At 69.3% G+C, this 21744-nt stretch carries 17 protein-coding genes; 11 read left to right on the top strand and 6 right to left on the bottom strand.

The annotated features are described in order from the left end of the window. Nucleotides 1–7: 7 nt before the first annotated feature. The gene (locus OVA30_RS02475) at nucleotides 8–1858 is read right to left on the bottom strand and encodes a glycoside hydrolase family 15 protein (protein ID WP_268174489.1); all 1851 of its coding nucleotides are present in this window, start codon (nucleotides 1856–1858) and stop codon (nucleotides 8–10) included. A gap of 157 nt (nucleotides 1859–2015) precedes the next feature. Then, nucleotides 2016–2909 (bottom strand): SMP-30/gluconolactonase/LRE family protein, encoded by an 894-nt coding sequence (locus OVA30_RS02470; RefSeq protein WP_268174488.1) that lies wholly within the window; start codon nucleotides 2907–2909, stop codon nucleotides 2016–2018. A 254-nt stretch (nucleotides 2910–3163) separates the two neighbouring features. Between OVA30_RS02470 and OVA30_RS02465 the strand changes: the two genes are divergently transcribed. Beyond that, a complete protein-coding gene (locus OVA30_RS02465) occupies nucleotides 3164–4543 on the top strand; it encodes a cytochrome P450 (RefSeq protein ID WP_268174487.1) in 1380 nt (459 codons plus the stop codon). A gap of 283 nt (nucleotides 4544–4826) precedes the next feature. Here the strand turns inward: OVA30_RS02465 and minE are convergent, their stop codons facing one another. The 3 genes from minE to minC (OVA30_RS02450) are packed head-to-tail and all read right to left on the bottom strand — an operon-like array spanning nucleotide 4827 to nucleotide 6577. Next, nucleotides 4827–5114 carry a cell division topological specificity factor MinE gene (gene minE / locus OVA30_RS02460; RefSeq protein ID WP_003602598.1) on the bottom strand — a complete coding sequence of 96 codons (288 nt, stop codon included), beginning with the start codon at nucleotides 5112–5114 and terminating at the stop codon, nucleotides 4827–4829. Continuing rightward, a complete protein-coding gene (minD, locus tag OVA30_RS02455) occupies nucleotides 5111–5926 on the bottom strand; it encodes a septum site-determining protein MinD (protein ID WP_003602600.1) in 816 nt (271 codons plus the stop codon). The genes minE and minD overlap by 4 nt, the downstream gene beginning before the upstream one ends. 12 nt (nucleotides 5927–5938) lie before the next feature. Then, nucleotides 5939–6577: a septum site-determining protein MinC gene (minC, locus tag OVA30_RS02450; RefSeq protein ID WP_238508878.1), complete on the bottom strand. Its 639-nt coding sequence runs from the start codon at nucleotides 6575–6577 to the stop codon at nucleotides 5939–5941. A 419-nt stretch (nucleotides 6578–6996) separates the two neighbouring features. On the opposite strand from minC (OVA30_RS02450), the gene OVA30_RS02445 reads away from it, so the two are divergent. Continuing rightward, the gene (locus OVA30_RS02445) at nucleotides 6997–8685 is read left to right on the top strand and encodes a methyl-accepting chemotaxis protein (RefSeq protein ID WP_268174486.1); all 1689 of its coding nucleotides are present in this window, start codon (nucleotides 6997–6999) and stop codon (nucleotides 8683–8685) included. A 142-nt stretch (nucleotides 8686–8827) separates the two neighbouring features. Here OVA30_RS02445 and typA read toward each other — a convergent pair whose 3' ends face one another. Next, the gene (gene typA / locus OVA30_RS02440; RefSeq protein WP_238508823.1) at nucleotides 8828–10654 is read right to left on the bottom strand and encodes a translational GTPase TypA; all 1827 of its coding nucleotides are present in this window, start codon (nucleotides 10652–10654) and stop codon (nucleotides 8828–8830) included. A 340-nt stretch (nucleotides 10655–10994) separates the two neighbouring features. Here typA and OVA30_RS02435 point away from each other — a divergent pair, with 340 nt between their 5' ends. The 9 genes from OVA30_RS02435 to OVA30_RS02395 all read left to right on the top strand — a co-directional run bounded on the left by OVA30_RS02435 (nucleotide 10995) and on the right by OVA30_RS02395 (nucleotide 21727). Continuing rightward, entirely contained in the window at nucleotides 10995–12263 is a 1269-nt protein-coding gene (locus OVA30_RS02435) for a DUF2254 domain-containing protein (protein ID WP_268174485.1), read from the top strand. A 126-nt stretch (nucleotides 12264–12389) separates the two neighbouring features. Further along, a complete protein-coding gene (minC, locus tag OVA30_RS02430) occupies nucleotides 12390–13121 on the top strand; it encodes a septum site-determining protein MinC (protein WP_042509148.1) in 732 nt (243 codons plus the stop codon). Between the two features lie 263 nt (nucleotides 13122–13384). After that, nucleotides 13385–14365 (top strand): ABC transporter substrate-binding protein, encoded by a 981-nt coding sequence (locus OVA30_RS02425; RefSeq protein WP_268174484.1) that lies wholly within the window; start codon nucleotides 13385–13387, stop codon nucleotides 14363–14365. A 12-nt stretch (nucleotides 14366–14377) separates the two neighbouring features. After that, a complete protein-coding gene (locus OVA30_RS02420) occupies nucleotides 14378–15199 on the top strand; it encodes an ABC transporter permease (RefSeq protein WP_003602620.1) in 822 nt (273 codons plus the stop codon). A gap of 8 nt (nucleotides 15200–15207) precedes the next feature. Beyond that, a complete protein-coding gene (locus tag OVA30_RS02415) occupies nucleotides 15208–16089 on the top strand; it encodes an ABC transporter ATP-binding protein (protein WP_003602621.1) in 882 nt (293 codons plus the stop codon). A 263-nt stretch (nucleotides 16090–16352) separates the two neighbouring features. Further along, a complete protein-coding gene (locus OVA30_RS02410) occupies nucleotides 16353–18233 on the top strand; it encodes a sensor histidine kinase (RefSeq protein WP_268174483.1) in 1881 nt (626 codons plus the stop codon). Further along, nucleotides 18223–19578: a sigma-54-dependent transcriptional regulator gene (locus OVA30_RS02405; RefSeq protein ID WP_268174482.1), complete on the top strand. Its 1356-nt coding sequence runs from the start codon at nucleotides 18223–18225 to the stop codon at nucleotides 19576–19578. The genes OVA30_RS02410 and OVA30_RS02405 overlap by 11 nt, the downstream gene beginning before the upstream one ends. Further along, nucleotides 19578–20435 carry a 3-keto-5-aminohexanoate cleavage protein gene (locus OVA30_RS02400; RefSeq protein WP_268174481.1) on the top strand — a complete coding sequence of 286 codons (858 nt, stop codon included), beginning with the start codon at nucleotides 19578–19580 and terminating at the stop codon, nucleotides 20433–20435. Before OVA30_RS02405 ends, OVA30_RS02400 begins: the two co-directional genes overlap by 1 nt. Before the next feature lie 374 nt (nucleotides 20436–20809). Further along, nucleotides 20810–21727: a transporter gene (locus OVA30_RS02395; RefSeq protein WP_015950169.1), complete on the top strand. Its 918-nt coding sequence runs from the start codon at nucleotides 20810–20812 to the stop codon at nucleotides 21725–21727. Nucleotides 21728–21744 lie beyond the last annotated feature (17 nt).

The following is a 21744-nucleotide window of genomic DNA, read 5'->3' as shown; positions in this document are numbered from 1 at the left end:
CCGGTTCTCACTCTCCCGCCTCGGCCCCGTCGATACGGGGCGCCCGGCGCGAATCCGTCTCACGCAGGGAGCGGTCGGCGTAGGTGCCCTGCACCGCTTCGCGCCCGCCATGCTCGTAGAGGTCGAGCATCAGCGCGCTGTGGATGAAGCCGAGATGGCTGAAAGCCTGCGGAAAGTTCCCGAGGAAGGTGTCGTCCTCCGCGATTTCCTCGGCGTAGAGGCCGACATCGTTCTGTAGCGCGCGCAAAGCCTGGAAGCGTGTGCGCGCCTCCTCGTCCCGTCCGAGCCAGAGCAGGGCGTCCACGAGCCAGAAGGCGCAGAGCAGGAAGGTGCCCTCGTGGCCAGGCAGCCCGTCGTCGTTCTTGTAGCGGTAGACGAGGGGGCCGTGGCCGAGGCGCTCGATCACCACATCGACGGTGCGAGCGAAGGCCGCTTCGTCCACGGGGAAGCCGACCATCGGCGCGATCAGGAGGGCGGCATCGACGTCGTCGCCGCCGATATATTGCGGATAGTATCCATCGCGGTGGATCGCCTCGCCGTTGACGCAGGCGACGATCCGGTCGCGCTCGCGGCACCATTCCTCGCGCTCGCCGAACAGGTGGATCGCCCGGTCGAGGGCGACCCAGTTCATGATCGCCGCGTGCAGGTAGCGCTCCTCGGGCTTGCGCGGCTCCCACAATCCGGCATCGGGCTCGTGCCAGTGGGCCGCCGAGACGTCGGCGAGCCGCGCCCCGTGCTTGCGCATCGCCTCCGGCATCGTCCCGCCCAAGCGCTCGTAGAGGTAGAGCAGGTCGAGCACTTGGCCGTAGGCGTCGGCCTGATGCTGCTCGGCCGCCTCGTTGCCGTGGCGCACCGGGGTGCTGCCGCGCCAGCCCTCGAAGTGCTCGATCTTGATTTCCTCGAGCTCCGCCTCGCCCGAGATGCTGTAGAGCGGCTTCAGGCGGCTCTCTTCCCGCTCGCACAGCTCGGTGACGAAGCCGAAGAAGGATTCGGCCTCGCGGCTCATCCCGAATTTCTTCAGCACGTAGAAGGACAGGCAGGCGTCGCGGATCCAGCAGAAGCGATAGTCCCAGTTGCGGATACCGCCGATCTCCTCCGGCAGGGAGGTGGTGGCCGCGGCGATGATCGCGCCGGTGGGCTCGTAGGTCAGGGCCTTCAGCACCAACGCCGAGCGCATCAGTTCGTCCGCCAGCGGCCCGACATAGGCCGCGTCCTCCGTCCACAGCACCCAGGCGCGGCGCGTCTCCTCCATCAGGATGCGGGCGTCCGGGCAGGTGTCGGGGGGCGTGTCGAGGTAGAGCGCGAAGCTGCAGGCCTGCCCGCCCTCCAGGGTGAAGCGCGCGGCGGCCAGCTCGCCCTCCGCGGCGAACGCGGCATCCGCGACGAGGCCGGGGCAGCCCGGCGCGGTGACGCGGTGGCCCTCGACGGCAAGCGGCGCGAAGTCCTCGGCGAAGCCTGCGAGGGGGCGGTACTCGGCGATCATCGAGACGCAGCCCGACACGCCGGTGACGAGGCGCACCAGAAGCGGCCGGCCCGCGCCGCCCTCCGGCCCGACCATGAAGTCGTGAAGCGTCACGAAGCCGGTCTGCGTGGTGAAGGTGGTCTCGAGGATGTTGCTGCGGCTCAAGTATTGCCGCACGGTCTCGAAGCGCTCGGTCGGCCGGATCGTGAAATGACCGCCGCGCGTCTTATCGAGCAGGCGCGAAAAGGAGGGGTCGGCGTCGAAGCGCTCGAGGCAGGCCCAGTCGATCCCTCCGTCGCGCGCCACCAGCGCGCAGCCCTCGCAATTGCTGAGGAGCGCATAGGCCTCGATCGGCTGATAGGGGCGGGTCTGCGGATCGGACATCGTCTCGGACATGGTCGTTCCTGGGGCGCCGCAGGCCGGCCGCCCGGTTTCGGGGCTCGAGCGCATTCCGACGACGTGGTGGCCGGTTCGTCGAAAGAATGCGCGTCAAAACAAAGAGCGAGAGGCGCCGGCCTGATGTCATCAGGTCGGAGACGGCCCTGGGATGAGGTCAGGCGCCGAGGCGGAAGGCCGGCTCCAGCAGGCCGCGGACGCCGATATCCACGAGCAGGGTGCGCCCGTGCTCGGGGTCCTCCGCCCGGGCGGCCTCGTCCATGCCCTCGTAGGCCGTGGTCAGGAGGAGCCGCTCGAGGTCGCGGCCGGCGAAGGTCGGGCAGGTGGGCTGGCGCGCCGGGACGGACACGGTGCGCACCCGCTCGCCCGCCGGGCTGTAGGCGTCGAGGCAGGCGCCGCCGAAGCGCGCGGTCCAGATCAGCCCCTCGGCGTCCACCGCCGCGCCGTCGATCCCGCCCTCTCCGTCGCTGTGATCGTAATGGGTCTCGGGCGCGCTCGCGGGCAGGCCGGTGGCGGGGTCGAGCGCGACGCGGCGCAGGATGCCCTCGTCGGTATCGACGAAGTAGCCGGTCGCGCCGTCCGGCGAGAAGGCGATCCCGTTGGGGATCGACAGGCCGGAGAACAGCCGCGTCACCCGCGTGCCGGCAACGTGGTAGATCGCGCCGCGTCCGGTCTTGGCGTCCCGGCCCATGGTGCTGATCCAGAGCGCGCCGCTCGGATGGACCCGGCCGTCATTGGAGCGCGTGCCGGCATCCTCCGCTTCCAGCGGGCAGAACAGGCTCAGTTGCCCGTCACTGATCGTGCGGATGTAGAGCCCGTCCTCCGCCGAGAGGAGTTGCCGCTCAGCGTCGATGGCGGCGACGTCGCTCGCCATGAACGGCAGGGCGTGCAGCTTCGCCGGGCCGGCGCCCTCGCTTAGGGGCAATTCGAACAGGCGGTTCTCCAGGATATCGACCCACCACGCCGTGTCGGTCGCCGGATCGTAGCTGGGCCCCTCGCCGAGATGGCAGCGGGACGAATCGAGGACGCGGATCGACGGAGATGCGGCCAAATCGGGACATTCCTCTGAAATCAACGACCGTTGACGTCTGTCGAAAAGAGAAGTTCCGCGGTTCTGCGAAGACTTAGGCCATGATCTGAGCTTGCCTGTGCTACGTCTGGGGCGGAATTTTCATCCGCTCTATCGTGCATTTGGGGCTATGCAGCCTACGGCCGGGCCCTTCCGCCGTCGCACTCGCCCCGGCGGGTTTCAGCGCCTAGAACGCTTCGCGAGCGCCCGCTCACGGGCGCGAGAGGACTGACGCAATGGACATGCAGGCTCCGCCCGGCCACGCGGCGCCGCGCTTGGTGCCGCCTGTGCCGGTGCCGCCGGAACAGGAATTGCCGACCCTGCGCTTCATCGCGGCAATGCGGGTCAACGGGATCGCGTGCTGGCCGGCCTCCGCCTACGAGGCGCCCTTGCGCCGCCGCCGGCTGCTCGGGCGCACGCGCTTCACCGTCAGCGATCCGGACCTCGTGCGGCACGTGCTGGTGGACAACGCCGCCAACTATGCCCGCACCCCGATCACCATCCGCATGCTGCGGCCGATGCTCGGCGACGGCCTGCTCATCAGCGAGGGGACGGCGTGGCGCCACCAGCGGCGCGCGCTGGCGCCCGCCTTCACCCCGCGGGCGGTGGAGACGCTGGTGCCCCACATCCTGTCGGCGAGCGACGAGGCGGTGACCGCCCTCGAAGGCCCGGCGGCCCAGGGACCGGTCGATCTGTTCGCCGCGCTCCAGCGGCTCGCCCTGGAGATCGCCGGGCGCACCATGTTCTCCGTCGGCATGGCCCGCCACGGCGACCGCCTGCGCGGCTTCCTCGAAGCCTACGCCGCGCGGCTCGGGCGCCCCCACCTGACCGATCTGGTCGTGCCCTTGCGCTTCGCCACGCCGCTCGACCGGGCCCGCGCCCGCTTCCGCCGCGACTGGGTCGGCTTCCTCGATGAGGTCATCGCCGACCGCGACGAGGGGCAGAGTGGGCGTCACGTCGGAGGCCATGGCGGGGGCGAGGCGCGCGACCTGCTCGACCTGCTGCGGGCCGCCCGCGATCCCGAGACCGGCCGGGGCTTCTCGCATGAGGAGCTGCGCGATCAGGTCGCCACCATGATCCTGGCCGGGCACGAGACCACGGCGGTGACCCTGCTCTGGGCCTGCACCCTGCTTGCGCTCGCGCCGGAAACCCAAGGAGCCGTGGCGGCGGAATCGGGGAGCGCGGACAAACCGTTCACCCGCGCGGTGATCGAGGAGACGATGCGGCTCTACCCGCCCGCCTTCGTGCTGGCCCGCCGCGCGCTCGGTCCGGACGAACTGGCCGGCGAGGCGGTCCGGCCCGGCGACAGCGTGACGATCTCGCCCTGGCTGCTGCACCGGCACCGCAAGCTGTGGCGCGACCCCGACGCCTTCGATCCGAGCCGCTTCCTGCCCGGCGCGCCGGCGGTGCCGCGCTTTGCTTACCTGCCGTTCGGGGCGGGGCCGCGGGTCTGCATCGGCGCGGCCTTCGCGCTCACCGAGGCGACGCTCGCGCTGAGCCGTATCGTCGGGCATTTCCGGATCGAGCGGGCGGACACGCGCCCGGTGCTGCCGGCGGCCGTGGTGACGACCCAGCCCGACCACGCCCCCGCCTTCCGGCTGACGCGGCGGGTTTGAGCGCCCCCGCGTTCTCAAAATCCACCGAGGCGGAGAGCGGCACCGTCCGCGGCGTTCCTTGGGCGAGGATGCCGCGCCCTGTCGTCGCCCCGTCGTTGTTGCCCGTCACGTTGCTGACGTTCGCCCGCAGCGTCAGCGGCCTGTCCCGGAGTGGTGGCACGGCATGGCCGAGCGCTTCGTCCAGACGTCCTTGCGCGAATGGGCGCCTGTCCGTCCGCCAACAAAAAGACCTGCGGCACCCGTTCGGGGCCGCAGGTCGTGGTTCGTCCGGAGGACCGGCGGGTCAGGCGATGGCGCGCTTGGCCTTCGCCTTCGGCTTGATGACCGCATCGACGGGGAATTCGATATCGACGCCGAGCGTCGAGACGCCTTCGCCCCGTTCCAGCTTGATCTGCACCTTGTCGCGCTCGACCGTGACGTGCTTGGCGATCACGTTCAGGATCTCTTCGCGCAACGTGATGATCAGGTCGGGCCGCCCGTTCTCCACGCGCTCGTGCGCGAGGATGAGCTGAAGGCGTTCGCGGGCGACCGAACCGGAGCCGCGCGGCTTGAGGAAGGTCAGGACACTCATGCGGCCCTCCGTGTGAACAGCTTGTTGATCAGGGATTTACGGTCGGAAGGGATCGCCATCGGCACGGTCTCGCCCTTCAGGCGACGCACGGCATCGATGTAGGCGCGCGAGGGCGCGCAGAGCGGGTTGTTGAGCGTCACCGGGCAGCCGACATTCGAGGCGCGCAGCACTTCGAGGCTCTCCGGGATGATGGCCAGCAGCGGGATCGAGAGGATCTCGAGCACGTCGTCGACCTTGAGCATGTCGCCACGGTCGGCGCGGGCCGGGTCGAAGCGGGTCAGGATCAGGTGCTTCTCGATTGTGTCGCCGCGCTCGGCGCGGACGGTCTTGGAGTCGAGCAGGCCGATGATCCGGTCCGAGTCGCGCACCGAGGAGACCTCGGGGTTCGTCACCACCACGGCCACGTCGGCGTGGCGCATGGCGAGCTGGGCGCCGCGCTCGATGCCGGCGGGGCTGTCGCAGACGATCCAGTCGAACTTCTCGCGAAGCTCGCCCATCACCCGCTCGACGCCCTCGTCGGTGAGCGCGTCCTTGTCGCGGGTCTGCGAGGCCGGCAGCAGGGAGAGGTTCTCGAGGCGCTTGTCGCGGATCAGCGCCTGCGGCAGCTTGGCGTCGCCGTTGGTGACGTTGATCAGGTCGTAGACCACGCGGCGCTCGGCGCCCATGATCAGGTCGAGGTTGCGCAGGCCGACGTCGAAATCGACCACGCAGACCTTCTCGCCGGCCTGCGCCAGCGCCGCACCGAGCGCTGCCGTCGTGGTGGTCTTGCCGACGCCGCCCTTACCGGACGTGACACAAAGAACCTTGGCCATTCTCGTTTCCCCTTAACCCAAGGCTGCAATTTTGATCGCGCCGCCGTCGGACCAGATCTGGACCGCTTGACCGCGCAGGTGAGTGCCCATGTCCTCGGCCGTGCGGACGAGGCGGTCGATGCCGAGAAGCTCGGGCTCGAACTTGCGGCAGTAGATGCGTGCGCGAGGGTTGCGGGCGGCGCCCGCGATGGCCCGCCCGCGCAGGGCGCCGTAGACGTGGATGGAGCCGCCCGCGAGGATCTCGGCGCCCGAGGACACCGAGCCCATCACGGTCACGTCCCCCTCGCGGTGGATGATGCTTTGGCCCGAACGCACCGAGCCCTCGATGGTGAGGGACGACACGCCCGGCTTCTCTTCCTCGAACGCCGGCGCTTCGAAGACGTCGCCGGCGGGGCGACCGCCGACGAGACGCGGCGGCAAGAGCGAGGGCAGCGGGGCCTCCGCACCCTCGATGCCGAGGATACGGAGCTTCCGGGCCGACAGCTCGGCGATCAGGGACTCCAACTCGGACGGCGCGGCTTTGAGGCCGGCGACGTCGAGGATCACGGCCCTGTCGTCGAACAGCGTGGCCGATCGCTTCAGGGCTGCGTCCAGGAGGGCGAGCCATTCGGCGAGGGGGGCTTCCGGCACCAATGAGACGGCGCGGAACACGCGGCCTCGCAGGGGCAGAGAGGGGCGGGTGGGAGCGGGGCTGGTCACGGGCGTTGACGTTTCCTTACCGACACGCCCATTGACCGCCGGGATGGTTACCGGGGAGTTAATTTTTACGCGCACCGGGCAAGAATTGCCGGGCAGGATTTTTCCGGTCCTCCCCCGCCGCCCGGAAAAGCATCGTCGGGCCAAAGGTTTGGCCGAAATATACCGGGTGGAAACAATCCTTAAGCCGGCCTGTGCCCGTGGGATCGCTGGATCCTGTGATCGGCGCGAATCAAGCCGACGGTCCCGGCTTCGCTACGATGGCACGCGATTTTTGGTGCAACCCCGGATTAACGGGGCCTTAGGCGCGCCGTGACCATCATTTGTTTAAGCGCCGCCCCCGTGCAGCGCATTTGACCCCGCGGATCAGCGCAATGCGTGCCATCGCCAACCTTTCCATTATCGCCAAACTCGTCGTCGTCTTCGCGCTCGTCATCCTCGCCGTTTGCGGCTCCACCTTTGTCAGTTGGCGTAGCCTCGGCACGATCGAGGAAACCAACCGCTGGCGCGACCACACCTACCAAGTCCTCCTGGATCTCGACCGGCTGACGGCCAGCATGGTGGATCGGGAGACGGGCCTGCGCGGCTACCTCGTCTCGGCCGACCCTGCCTTCCTCGAACCGTTCCACGCCGGAACCCAGCACTATGCCGAGGCGCTGGGGCGGCTGCGCAGGCTCGTCTCCGACAACGCCGAGCAGCTTCGCCGACTCGACGCCCTCGATACGGCCGCGGGCCAGTGGAGCCGCGATGTCGCCGAGCGCGAGATCGCGCTGATGCGTGACGAGGCGACCCAGGCGCAGGCGCGCCGGATCGAGGCATCCGGTGCCGGCAAGAGCGCCATGGACACGGTGCGCAAAGTCGCCGGAACGATCGCTGACACCGAGCGGGCCCTGCTGGAAACGCGCACCCGGATCGCGGAGGAGGCCGCGACGGCGTCTCGCTTCGCCGTCGGCGCGGGCCTCGCGGCGCTGCTGATTGTCGCCGGCCTCGGCATCCTGCTGCTCAACGGCTTCGTCGCACGCCCCATTCGCCGCATGACCGGGCTGATGAGCCGCCTCGCGGAGGGTGATGCGAGCGTCGAGATTCCCTTCCGTGAGCGCCGCGAGGAGGTCGGGGCGATGGCGAACGCGGTTCAGGTGTTCAAGGACAACCTGATCCGCACCCGCGCCCTGGAGGACGAAACCGCCCTGGCGCGGGCCGGTGCCGAGGTGCAGCGCAAGGCGGCGATGCGCGACATGGCCGACAACTTCGAGCGCGCGGTGAGCGGCATCGTCGGCACCGTCTCTGCGGCCGCCACCGAGTTGCAGGCGACCGCGCGGAGCATGGCCGGCACCGCCTCGCAGACGGCCGACCAGTCGAACGCCGCCGCCGCCGCCGCGGAAGAGGCCGCCACCAATGTTGGCACGGTCGCCGCGGCGGCCGAGGAGCTTGGCGCCTCGGTGCAGGAGATCGCCCGGCAGGTCACCGGCTCGACCACGCTGGCGCAGAAGGCCGTTGTCGAGGCCGAGGGCACCGCGCAGCTCGTGCAGGATCTCAGCGTCGCCGCCGCGCGGATCGGCGATGTGGTGGGGCTGATCTCCACCATCGCCGGCCAGACTAACCTGCTCGCGCTCAACGCCACCATCGAGGCGGCCCGCGCCGGCGAAGCGGGCCGCGGCTTCGCCGTGGTTGCCGCCGAGGTCAAGGAACTCGCCAACCAGACTGCGCGCGCCACCGACGAGATTTCGGGGCAGATCGGACAGGTCCAGGCCATCACCGGGCAGGCGGTCACGGCCATCAGCGATATCGCGGCCCGCATCCGCGAGATCGACGGGCTGGCCGGCTCGATCGCCGCGGCGGTGGAGGAGCAGGGCGCGGCGACCCAGGAGATCGTGCGCAACGTCTCCGAGGCATCCGCCGGCACCGGTGCGGTGACGGGCAACGTTGCGAGCGTCGCAGTGGCGGCCGAGGAGACCGGGGCGGCCGCGAACAAAGTCCTGACGTCCGCCTCCGAGCTGTCGCAGCAATCCGAGCGGCTCGACGGCCAGGTCCGCCACTTCCTCGAGACGGTACGGGCCGCCTGAGGCGAGCCGGGAACCCCATCGCCCCGGCTGACCGGCGTGATGGGGTTCCGAACGCCCCGTTCGTGAGGGACGCCGCATGAAAAAGGCCCCGATGCGTTCGCTGCATCGGGGCCTTTTCGTTTTGGAGGATGAAGCGGGGCTGTTAGCCCGTCAGCGCTTCCTTCGAACGCTCGAAGCGCTTGCGCTCGTTCGGGTCGAGGTGGATCTTGCGCAGGCGGATCGACTTCGGCGTGACTTCCATCAGCTCGTCGTCCTGAATCCAGGCCAGCGACTTCTCCAGCGTCATCCGGATCGGCGGCGTCAGACGCACGGCCTCGTCCTTCGAGGTGGTGCGGATGTTGGTGAGCTTCTTGCCCTTGAGCACGTTCACCTCGAGGTCGTTCTCGCGGTTGTGCTCGCCGACGATCATGCCCTGATAGACCTTGGCGCCGGGCTCGATCATCATCGGGCCGCGGTCTTCGAGGTTCCACATGGCGTAGGCCACGGCCTCACCCTTGTCGTTCGAGATCAGCACGCCGTTGCGGCGGCCGGCGATCTCGCCCTTGTAGGGCTCGTAGGCCTTGAACAGGCGGTTCATGATCGCGGTGCCGCGGGTGTCGGTCATCAGCTCGCCCTGGTAGCCGATGAGGCCGCGGGTCGGAGCGTGGAAGACGAGCCGGAGACGGTTGCCGCCCGAGGGCCGCATCTCGATCATCTCGGCCTTGCGCTCGGACATCTTCTGCACGACGACGCCCGAATACTCCTCGTCGACGTCGATCACGACCTCTTCGACCGGCTCCAGGATCTCGCCGGCCTCGTCCTTCTCCAGGACGACGCGCGGACGCGACACGGCAATCTCAAAGCCCTCGCGGCGCATGGTCTCGATCAGGATCGAGAGCTGCAGCTCGCCGCGGCCGGAGACGTAGAACGAGTCCTTGTCGGCGGCTTCCTCGATCTTGAGCGTGACGTTGCCCTCGGCCTCCTTGAACAGGCGGTCGCGGATCATGCGGCTCGTGACTTTGTCGCCCTCGGTGCCGGCCAGCGGCGAATCGTTGACGATGAAGGACATGGTGACGGTCGGCGGGTCGATCGGCTGGGCCTGGATCGGCTCGTTGACGGCCGGATCGCAGAAGGTATCCGCCACGGTGCCCTTGAGCAGACCGGCGATGGAGACGATGTCGCCCGCCTCGCCGATATCGATCGGCGCGCGCTCCAGGCCGCGGAAGGCCAGGATTTTCGAGACGCGACCGGTCTCCACGACCTTGCCGTCGCGCGAGAGCACCTTGATCGACTGGTTCGGCTTCACCGTGCCCGAGGCGATGCGCCCGGTGATGATGCGGCCGAGGAAGGGGTTGGCTTCGAGCAGGGTGCCGAGCATCCGGAACGGACCGTCCTCGACGCGGGCCTGCGGCACGTGCTTGAGCACGAGATCGAACAGCGGCGCGAGGCCGACATCCGGCGAGGCGTCCGGCGAATCGGCCATCCAGCCGTTGCGGCCCGAACCGTAGAGGATCGGAAAATCGAGCTGCTCGTCGGTGGCGTCGAGCGCCGCGAACAGGTCGAACACCTCGTTCACGACCTCGTTGATGCGCGCATCCGGACGATCGACCTTGTTGATGGCCACGATCGGGCGAAGGCCGATCTTGAGCGCCTTGCCGACCACGAACTTGGTCTGCGGCATCGGGCCCTCGGCGGCGTCGACCAGCACGATCACGCCGTCGACCATCGAGAGGATGCGCTCGACCTCACCGCCGAAATCGGCGTGGCCGGGAGTATCGACGATGTTGACGCGGGTATCCTGCCAGACGACCGAGGTCGCCTTGGCCAGGATCGTGATGCCACGCTCCTTCTCGAGGTCGTTGGAGTCCATCGCCCGCTCCTCGACCCGCTGGTTTTCGCGGAAGGTGCCAGACTGCTGAAGCAGCTTGTCGACCAGCGTCGTCTTGCCATGGTCGACGTGGGCGATGATGGCGATGTTGCGCAGCTTCATCGGAGATCTCGAGCCGTTCGGAAACTTGGAGCCCGGCCATAAAGCGCCGTGTCGCGGGCCGTGTTTCGACGGTCGTGACGCCAGGGTACGGATTCGGGCGGTATCGCGTCGCAATATAAGGTGTCGCCCGATCCGGCAAGTGCGCGCGGCGCCGTGGCGGTTGCGGGAGCCATGCCTTCACCCCGTGGCAAGGCCGGCCAAGGCATGACGCGCGTTCGATCGTGCCTTGATGTCGGACCTCTGTGGGGCGTGGTCGGCCTGGATGGACGGCGTGCCGGCGTTTTCGCTCCGGTTAAGCCCTGCGGGACGGTGATTGAAGATGCCGCGTTGGCGATGGTTGATGGCGCAGGTCGTGCGGCGCCTCTGGGTGCGCGCCACGCTGATCGGCTCCGCAGGGGTGCTGGCGGCGCTGCTGGCGGCGGTGGCCGAGCGCTATCTGCCCTGGACGGTGCCGGGCGCGATCAGCACCGATGCGCTCGACAGCATCCTGACCGTCATCGCCTCCAGCATGCTGTCCGTCACCACCTTCTCGCTCAACGTCATGGTGTCGTCCTACGGCTCGGCCACGAGCAACGTCACGCCCCGCGCGACCAAGCTCCTCATCGAGGACCGGGTGACCCAGACCGTCCTCTCGACCTTTCTGGGGTCCTTCCTCTTCGGCATCGTCGGCCTCGTCGTCTTGAAGACCGGGGCCTATGGCGAGAGCGGGCGCACCATCCTCTTCGTCGTCACCATCGCGGTCATCGTTCTGATCGTCGTCGCGCTGCTGCGCTGGATCGATCATCTGACGCGCCTCGGCCGCGTAGGGGAGACGACCGACCGGGTCGAGACGGCGGCGCGTACCGCGATCGAAGCGCGGCTGCGCGACCCCTATCTCGGAGGCCGACCGCTGCGCGATCCCGACCGTCGGATTCCGGCGGGCGCCGCGGCGGTGACGGTGGATGCGATCGGCTACGTTCAGCATATCGACATGGCGGCCCTGTCCAAGATCGGCGAGGCGCACGACATCGAGATCTTCGTCGCGGCGACGCCCGGGCGATTCGTCCACCCGGAGACGCCGGTGGCCTGGATCGGCCGGCCGGAGGCCGGGGAGGACGGGGACACGCTGCGCCGGACCGTCGGCGAGGCGTTCTTGGTCGGGAACGAGCGTGCCTTCGATCAGGACCCGCGTTTCGGCCTCGCGGTGATGAGCGAGATCGGTTCGCGCGCCCTGTCGCCCGCGACCAATGATCCCGGCACCGCGATCGACGTGATCGGCCGCTCGACCCGCCTCGTCAGCCTCTGGGTGCGCGGCACGACCGCTCCTGAGGAGGACGAGCCGAAACATCCGCGCATCCATGTCCCGCCGCTCGACACCGCCGACATGTTCGAGGATGCCTTCATGCTGATGGCCCGCGACGGCGCGGGGCTGATCGAGGTCCAACTGCGCATCCAGAAGGCGCTGCTGGCCCTGAGCCGCATCGGCGGGGAGGCATCCCGGGCTGCCGCGCTGCATCAGTCGCGCATGGCCCTGGAGCGCGCCGAACTCGCGCTCACGCTCGAGGCCGACAAGATCCGGCTGCGCGTGGCGGCCGGCGCCGTCGAAGCCGTCGATGCGAGCCCGGCCTGAGGGCGGCGCTCACCCCGGTCTCGCGCCGTCGAGGCGTTTGCTGTTGAGGACGCCGCACCCCCGCGCGGCGCGGCGCGCGATCTGCCATAAGCTGTCGGGCATGATCCACACGCTGCGACGTTGCCCGTGACCGACCGTCCTCCGATCCGCTTCCGCGGCCGCTCCTTCCTGGCGATGGTGCTGGCCCCCGTGCCGCCGATCGATCAGTGGCTCGCCGAACTCGACGCGCTCAAGCGGCGCGCGCCCGCCTTCTTCTCGGTGCGGGCGATCATCCTCGACGTGACCGGCCTGCGCTTCGAGCGCTCGGACCTCGCCCATCTCTGCGAGGAATTGAACCAGCGCTCCATCACCATCCTCGGCATCGAGGGGATCGGGCCGACCTCGCTCGGACCCGGCTTCCCGCCGCCGCTGGTGGGGGGCAAGCCGGTCGAGGACATCGCGCCCCCCGAGCCCGGCGCCGCCGGGGCACCCGCTGCGGCGGACCACCCGTCCGCACCGGCTTTGGTGGCATCCGCGGCCCCGGCCCGGACGCGCTCCTTCGTGCTCGACGCGCCGGTGCGCTCGGGGCAGGTGATCCAGCATCTCGACGGCGACGTGACCGTGATGGGTTCGGTCGCCTCGGGGGCGGAGGTGATCGCGGGGGGCTCGATCCACATCTACGGCGCCCTGCGCGGCCGGGCGATCGCGGGGGCGGTGGGTGATCCGGGCGCCCGCATCCTCACCCGTAAGTTCGAGCCGGAACTCGTCGCCATCGACGGTCTTTACAAGACCGCCGACGATCTCGGCGGCGCCCGCTGGGGTCAGTCGGTCCAGGCGCGGCTCGAAGGCGACGCCATCGTCCTCGTGCCGCTCGACTGACGCCCCGTTTTCGGCACGCGCCCGCCGGCTGCGGCCGTCCATCACAAAGGCGTGCGGATGGCGGGCATCCGCCGCCTCGACGGCCTAGGTGGCGGAAATCCGCCGCCCGTCGTTCGGTTGTGATCGGGGAGAGCCCGAGAAAACCCTTTTCGAACAAGGGATTGCACGAAGATTAGCGCTTCCTGCATGGCTGGCATGCGCTCTGCAAAGGGGACCGGACTATCCGCACCGGCCGCAGAGCCGGGCCATCCGGGAGAAGCCCCTTGCTCGAACGCCTCCGTCTCACGCGTCGCGGCCTTGCCATGCTCGCCGCCGCGACCGCCGCATCGCTCGCCCCGCTTCCGCTCTCCGCGCAGGAAGTGGTGCGCGTCGGCAACCTCAAGCTCGCCCACTTCGCCGGCGTCTCCTACGTCAAGGAGATCGCCAAGACCTGCGGCCTGACCGTCGATCTCAAGATCTTCGCCAAGGGGCCCGACATCATGCAGGCGATGCTCGCCGGCGAACTCGATGTCGGCGCCACCGCCTCGGAAGCCGCGATCTCGGCCCGCGGCAACGGCGCACAAGTCTTCATCGTCGGCGGCTTCGCCAAGGGCGGCGCCCGCCTGCTGGCGACACCGGAATCCGGCATCAAGTCGGCGGCCGACCTCAAGGGGAAGAAGGTCGGCGTCACCCGCGGCTCGATCCAAGAGGTGCTGCTCGGCGCCGAGATGGCCAAGCAAGGCCTCAAGGCCCGCGACGTCAACCTGATCTATCTCGGCTACCCGGATCTCAACCAGGCGCTGCTGCAGAAGCAGGTCGATGCGATCATGCAGACCGAGCCGCAATCGGCCCAGGCCATCGCCCGCGGCTTCGGCGTCGAGGTGATCAAGCCCTACGACACCCCGGTCGGCTCGCCGATCCGCACGCTGGTGATGACGGAGAAGTTCTACGGCGAGAAGAAGCCGGTCGCGGCCAAGTTCATGGAGTGCTTCGTGAAGGCGCAGAAAACCTTCATGGACGATCCGAAGGCCGCCGAGACCTTCGTCACGCAGGACGTGTTCAAGGGGCAGGTCACCGCGGCGGAGTTCCAAGAGGCGCTCGCCAACTCGCCCTACACCCTGGAGATGAGCGCCGACCACATCCAGAGGACCACCGACGTCATGGCCGAGCACGGCATCGGCAAGATGTCGAAGCCCGCCAAGGCCGTCGACTGGGTGAAGCTCGACCTGCTGGAGGCCGCCAAAGCCTCCGCCGGCACGAACTGAGGAGGGCTTCCCGTGAACGCCTTACGTCTCAAACCCCTGGCCGAGGGGATGGCGGTTCCCGTCGCCATCCTCGTGATCTGGCAGCTCGCCTGCACGGCCGGGCTCGTCAACCCGATGGTGCTGCCCTCGCCCGCCGCGGTGGCGGTGCGTTGGTGGGCCTATCTCGCGCCGCTCGAAGCCTATGATCCCGAGCACGGATCGTGGTTTGCTTGGCTCTTCTCCGGCGAGATGCTGCACGACGCGATGGCCTCGCTCTACCGCGTCGTCGTCGGCTTCGCCGTCGGTGCGGGGCTCGCCCTGCCGCTCGGCCTGTTCATGGGCTCCAGCGACCTGATCTACCGCCACATCAACCCGTTGATGCAGGTGCTGCGGCCGATCCCGCCGATCGCCTACATCCCGCTCTCGATCCTGTGGTTCGGCCTCGGCAACGCGCCCGCCGTGTTCCTGATCGCCATCGGCGCCTTCTTCCCGGTGCTGATGAACACCATCGCGGGCGTGCGGCATGTGGACGGGATCTATATCCGCGCCGCCCGTAGCCTCGGCGCCAGCCGGATGACGATCTTCCGGCGGGTCATCCTGCCGGCCGCCACCCCCTACATCCTGTCGGGGGCGCGGATCGGCATCGGCACCGCCTTCATCGTGGTGATCGTGGCCGAGATGATCGCGGTCAATAACGGCCTCGGCTTCCGCATCCTGGAGGCGCGCGAATATTTCTGGTCCGACAAGATCATCGCCGGAATGCTGACCATCGGCGCGCTCGGCCTCGTCATCGACATGGCGGTGAGCCGCCTGAACAATCACCTGCTCCGCTGGCATCGCGGCCTGGAATCGTGAGGTCTCCCATGTCCGCGCAACTGCATCCCATCGAATCCGTCACCCAGGACGCCGTCCCGGTCGCGCCTCCGGTGACCTCCGCCGCCCCATCCCAGGCTTCGCCGCACATCGTGGTCTCGGGCGTGGACAAGATCTTCCCCGTCCCCGGCGGCGAGGTCGTCGCCCTCAAGGACATCGATTTCACCATCAACCGCGGTGAGTTCGTCTGCCTGCTCGGCCCGTCCGGCTGCGGGAAGTCGACGCTGCTCAACGCCATCGCCGGCTTCTCGCACCCGACCCGCGGCGGCATCGACGTCGAGGGCCGCACGGTCGCCGCGCCCGGTCCCGACCGGGGCATGGTGTTCCAGGAATACGCTCTGTTCCCCTGGATGACGGTGGCGCAGAACATCGCCTTCGGTCTGGAGATCAAGGGCATGTCCCGCGGGGCGATCCAGGCGCGGGTGGCCGAGCTCCTCGACATGCTCAAGCTCGCCGAGTTCCGCGACCGCTTCCCCAAGGACCTGTCCGGCGGCATGCGCCAGCGCGTGGCGATCGCCCGCGTGCTGGCGCTGGACAGCCCGGTGATGCTCATGGACGAGCCGTTCGGCGCACTGGACGCCCTGACCCGCCGCTCGCTGCAGGACGAGCTGCTGCGGATCTGGGCGGCGACGGGCAAGACCATCGTGTTCGTCACGCACTCGATCGAGGAATCGATCTATCTCGCCGACCGCATCGTCGTGCTGACCTACCGTCCCGGCACGATCAAGCGCGACCTGCGGGTCGAGCTGCCGCGCCCGCGCGACAGCGCCTCGGCCGCCTTCAACGCCCTGAAGCGCGACCTCTCCGCCCTCGTCACCGCGGAGCAGCACCGGTTCGAGCAGGTGGAGTTGAAGGGGCTGACGACGGATTGACGCCGAATCCGGACGGGACCGCCAACACGGTTGGCGGTCCCTGCTCGCGGCAATCATCCTGTTGCAGTAATCCTGTTCACGCCCTCATCCTGAGGTGCCCGCACCAGCGGGCCTCGAAGGGTCCTCCAGATCCCGCGTGATCCCTGGAAGACCCTTCGAGGCCTTTCCGCTTAAGCCTCTCGGGATGCGGACGGAGCACGGGAACAGCCCGTCTCCATATTCAGTCTGGAGCGCGCCGGCCCAAACCGGCGAACCGAACCGCCATGCCCATCCCCCGCGCCACCGCCGCGCGCGTCCTCATCCTCGCTGCCCTCGCGGTTGCGGCCGTCTTCGCCGTACTCAAGGCGGGGGAGGTGACGGAGGCCCGCGTGGCCGAAAGCCTCGCGGGCGACGCGCGCCAGCGGGCGGAGATCTACGCCCAGAGCCTGGAGGGCGCCATCGAGCGGTTCGGCTTCCTGCCCGCCGCCGCCGCCCTCGATCCGCGGGTGCGGTCGTTGCTCGCCGCCCCCGACGATCCGGCGCAGGTCGCGACCGTCAACGCCTATCTTCAACGGCTGAGCCGCGAGGCGGGGGCGGGTGTCGTCTACCTGCTGATCCCGTCCGGCCTGACCATCGCCGCCTCGAACTGGGATACGCCCCAGACCTATGTCGGCCAGGACTTCTCCTATCGTCCCTACTTCACGGAAGCGCGCGGCGGGCGCACCGGACGCTTCTACGCGATCGGGACGCTGACCGGCGTGCCCGGCTATTTCATCAGCGCCCCCGTCGTCATCGACGGCACGGTGCGCGGCGTGGTGGCGACCAAGGTCAGCCTCGACCCGCTGGAGACGATCTGGCGTGAGGGCACCGACCGCGTGCTGGTGGCCGACGAGAACGGCATCGTCTTCCTCGCCTCCGATCCGGCTCTCAAGTTCCGGGCGACGAAGCCGCTCGACGCCGCCGCCCGCGCCGGCATGGAGCGGACACGCCAGTATGGGCGCGACGACTATGCCCCGATCGATCTCGGCCGGACGGAGACCGTCGGCGGCGTGCCCCTGGTCAGCCGGTCGGAGGCCGCGCCGCAGACCCCCGCGCTGTTCGAGGAGGCGAGCTTGCCGGCCTATGGCTGGACGCTGCTCCTCTTCGCCGACGCCGCGCCGGTGGCCATCGCCGGGCGCAGCGCCCGGGTCGGCGCGATCCTGGCGCTGGTCGTGCTCGGCCTGATCGGCCTCTACGGCCGCCAGCACCTGCGGCGGGTGCGCGAGAACCGCGCGGCGCAACGCGCGCTGGAGGCCGCGGTCGCGGCCCGGACCGCCGATCTCAGCGCGGCCAACCTCAAGCTCGCGGGTGAGATCGAGGAGCGGACCCGCGCCGAGGGCGACTTGCGCGAGACGCAAGGGGAGCTGGTCCAGGCGGCGAAGATGGCGACCCTCGGCCAGATGGCGGCGGGCATCACCCACGAACTCAACCAGCCGCTCGCCGCCATGCGGGGCTTGGCCGACAATGCCTCCGCCTTCCTGCGCCAGGGCCGGGAGGCGGAAGCAGCCGCCAACCTGACCCGGATCGTCTCCCTGGTGGACCGGCTCGGCAAGATCACCGGACAGTTGCGCAGCTTCTCCCGTCGCTCGGGGACGGAGCGGGTCGCGGTCGATGTCGGCGTGGCGGTCTCGGAGAGCCTCGCCATCCTGTCCTCCCGCATCCGCGACGCGGGGGCACGGGTGACGACCGATCTCGACCCGGCGGCGCGATGGGTGGTGTTCGAGCCGATCCGCCTGTCGCAGGTGCTGGTCAACCTCGTCGGCAACGCCCTCGATGCGGTGAAGGGGCGCCCCGGCGCGGAGGTCGCGGTGCGCGCCTGGGCCGGGGAGGGGCAGGTCGTGCTCAGCGTCGAGGATAACGGGCCGGGCCTCGACGCGGCGGCGCTGGCGCGCCTCTTCGAGCCGTTCTTCACCACCAAGCCGGCAGGGGAGGGGCTCGGCCTCGGCCTACCGATCTCGCTCGCCATCGCCCGCGAATTCGGGGCGAACCTCCAGCCCCGGCCGATGCCCGGCGGCGGTCTCGCCTTCGACCTCGTGATGGAGGTGGCCAAGGAAGCGATCAAGCAGGACGCAATCAAGGAGGCCGCGGATATGCCCCCGCCGGAGAGGATGCGCCATGTTTCCTGAGGCCGAGCCAGCCGCCGCGCGAGTCGTGCTGATCGACGACGAGGAGATGGTTCGGCTCGCCATGGAGCAGGCGCTGCAGCTCGCCGGCATCGCGGTCGAGGCTTTTTCCAGCGCCGAGGCGGCGCTGCCGGCCATCGGGCGCGGCTTTTCCGGCATCGTCGTGAGCGACGTGCGTCTTCCGGGCCGCGACGGGCTCGAACTTCTCGCCGACATCCGCCGCCGCGACCCGGAATTGCCGGTGGTGCTCGTCACCGGCCACGGCGACATCGCCATGGCGGTCGCCGCCATGCGTGAGGGCGCCTACCACTTCATCGAGAAGCCGTTCGTGAACGATGCCTTCGTCGAGGTGGTCCGTCGCGCCCTGGAGAAGCGGGCGCTGGTGATGGAGAATCGCCGCCTGCGCAATGCCCTCGATCGCGGCGACGCGCCGGGCAGCGCGGTGGAGCGCTGCCTCGTCGGCCAGTCGCCGGCCCTGCGGCGGCTGCGCGACGACATCGCCTCGCTCAGTTCGGCCGCCGCCGACGTGCTGGTGCTCGGCGAAACCGGGGCGGGCAAGGAGCAGGTCGCCCGCGCCCTGCACGAGGGCGGCGCGCGGGCGGCGAAACCCTTCGTGGCGATCAATTGCGGCGCCATCCCCGAGAGCATGTTCGAGAGCGAGATGTTCGGCCACGAAGCCGGCGCCTTCACGGGGGCGGGCAAGCGCCGCATCGGCAAGGTCGAGCACGCGAGCGGCGGCACGCTGTTCCTCGACGAGGTCGAGAGCATGCCGCTGGCGCTCCAAGTGAAGCTGCTGCGCGTGCTGCAGGAGCGGCGCGTGGAACGGCTCGGCTCCAACACCAGCGTGCCGGTGGATCTGCGGGTGGTGGCGGCCACCAAGGAAGATCTCGACGCACTCTCGGAGGCGGGCCGCTTCCGCCGCGACCTGTTCTTCCGCCTCAACGTGGTGACGCTGACCCTGCCCCCCTTGCGCGAGCGCCGCGAGGACATCCCGCTGCTGTTCGAGCGCTTTCTCGTCCAGGCGGCGGTGAAGTACCAGCGCCCGGTGATCGAGGTGCCGCCGTCCTTGCGCCGCTCGCTGATGCTCGCCGACTGGCCGGGCAACGTGCGCGAACTCAAGAACGCCGCTGAGCGCTACATCCTCGGCTTCCTCAGCCCGGACCTCGCCGGCGGCCCCGGCGCGGCGCCGAGCCTCGACGCCCTGCTCGACCGGGTGGAGCGCCTCGTGATCGAGGATGCGCTCAAGGCCTCCGGCCAGCGCATCGCCGAGGCGGCGCGGACGCTCGGCCTGCCGCGCAAGACGCTCTCCGACCGCATGCGGCGTCTCGGCTTGAGCGCGGGCGACTGATGTCCTTCGAACACGAGACCGAGCCCATGACGCACGATTCCGGCTGGCCGCCGCTCATCCTCGCCAACGCCCCCAACGGCGCCACCCGCAGCAAGGCCGACCATCCGGCGCTGCCGATCACGGAACGCGAGATCGCCCGCACCGCTGCCGAGATCGCGGAAGCGGGTGCCGCCCTGATCCATGTCCATGTCCGCGACGCGCAAGGCCGCCACCTCCTCGACGCGCAGGCCTATCGCGCGGTCACCGCCGCGATCCGCGCCGAGGTCGGGGATCGCCTCGTTGTCCAGATCACCTCGGAGGCCGCCGGGCGCTACGAAGCCCCGGAGCAGATGGCGGTGGTGCGCGCGACCCGCCCCGAGGCGGTGTCGCTGGCTTTGCGCGAGATCGTGCCCGATGCCGGGGCCGAGACCGCGGCGGCCGCGTTCTTCACCTGGGCGCGGCGGGAGCGCGTCCTCCTCCAGATCATTCTCTACGAACCGGCCGAGGTCGCCCGCTACGCCGATCTCAAAAGCCGCGGCGTGCTCGGCGAGGGCGGGGATTTCCCGCTCTTCGTGCTGGGCCGCTACACGCCCGGACAGGTCTCGCGGCCCGCCGACCTGCTGCCCTTCCTCGCCGCTTCGGGGGAGGGGGTGCCGCTCTGGTCGATCTGCGCCTTCGGCCCGCGGGAGAATGCTTGCGCCCTCGTCGCGGCGGGCCTGGGCGGGCATGTGCGCGTCGGCTTCGAGAACAGCCTGCTCGCGCCCGACGGCCACCCGGCCGAGAGCAATGCCGCCCAGATCCGCCGTGCTGCGGAGGGGGCCCGCCTGCTCGGGCGCCCGCTGGCCGATGCCGACACCGCGCGGGCGCTGATGGCCTGACCGAGTCCGGGCCTCCCCGGACGCCCGATCCGGCGCTGACGCGGGACCGGTTCGCATCGGCGACATTTTGCGGCCCGGTTCGTGAGGCTGTGCTTGATACCAGGCCGGCATCTACTTCGGCGGCGGCGCTCCCAACCGGCTTGAAATGTGGATTTGTGCGAAGAGGATTTTTAATCCCGCATTTTTTGACGGAACGCAGATATTTTTAGTCTGTTGTTTTTGGATTAAACTTGTAACAAGTCTCGAGTTTTATCAATTGATCAGCTGAAGCTCGGCTTCTCCCCCCTGGGTCGACCCTCCATGAAGGTGGCTCAACGAGCAAAGCGTGCCGAGTCGAGGACGGCGGTTCAGGCGCGAGTTCCGGGGGAATCGACTTGAAATTCGGACAGAAAGTGCGCCGCGCCGCACAGGTCGTCACGTCTGTTTGCGTAGCGGGTGCTTGCCTGGCTGGGGCGTCTTCCTCGGCCCTGGCCCGCTCCGCCGCCTTGCCCGGCATCACCGTCGGCCTTCCGACGGGCTGGCAGGTTCCGGAGGGCGTTCAGATGGCCCTCACGACGAGCTTCGCCGAGCGCAGCACGCAGCCGCGGGACAACCAGGGCAACAACAACCTCGTCGTCTTCCTCTGGGCGACGCCCTGGAAGGTGCTGGGCGGACAGTTGCGGTTCCTTCAGTCGTTTCCGTTCAACGCGGCCAGCCCGCAGGGAGGTCCGTGGCAGGCAGGCCTCTATCAGCCGCTGACGACGGCCCAGATCGCCTGGAAGATCAACGACAACCTCGGCGTCAGCTACTTCCTCGGCGGCTTCTGGCCCAGCGATACGCTTCTGGCACTCCGGTCGGCCTCGATCGCGCAGCGCTTTGCGATCAGCTATGTCGGCGATGGCTGGAACGTGACGGCCAACCTCCATTACGGCACGATGCTGGCAGAGAATTCGCCGACCAACGTGCACTATTCCGACTACCTCAACCTCGACCTGACCGCGACCAAGCGGTTCGGCAAATGGTCGTTCGGTGCCGTCGCCTTCGGCTCGACCGACCTGCCGACGAACCGGCGGGGCTACCGGCCCGGCGGACAGGTCGCCATGGGCCCGCTCGTCGCCTACGCGTTCGATAAGTTCACGGTCCAGTCCTTCGTCACCCGCGACATCGCCCAGCGCAATCTCGGTGGCGAGGAGACGCGCGCTTGGCTGCGCTTCCTCGTGCCGCTCTGGCGGCCGGATAAGGGGGAACAGGTTCCGAACCGCGTCCTCGTTCGGCGCAACAGCGCCGCCGGGCCGGCGATTGCCGGCCAGTGACGATCCGGCCCGCCTCA

It is taken from the genome of Methylorubrum sp. SL192, assembly GCF_026672325.1.
GTDB lineage: Bacteria > Pseudomonadota > Alphaproteobacteria > Rhizobiales > Beijerinckiaceae > Methylobacterium > Methylobacterium extorquens.
Note: the sequence above shows the minus strand (reverse complement) of the source record. Positions and strands in the feature narration are given on the sequence as shown.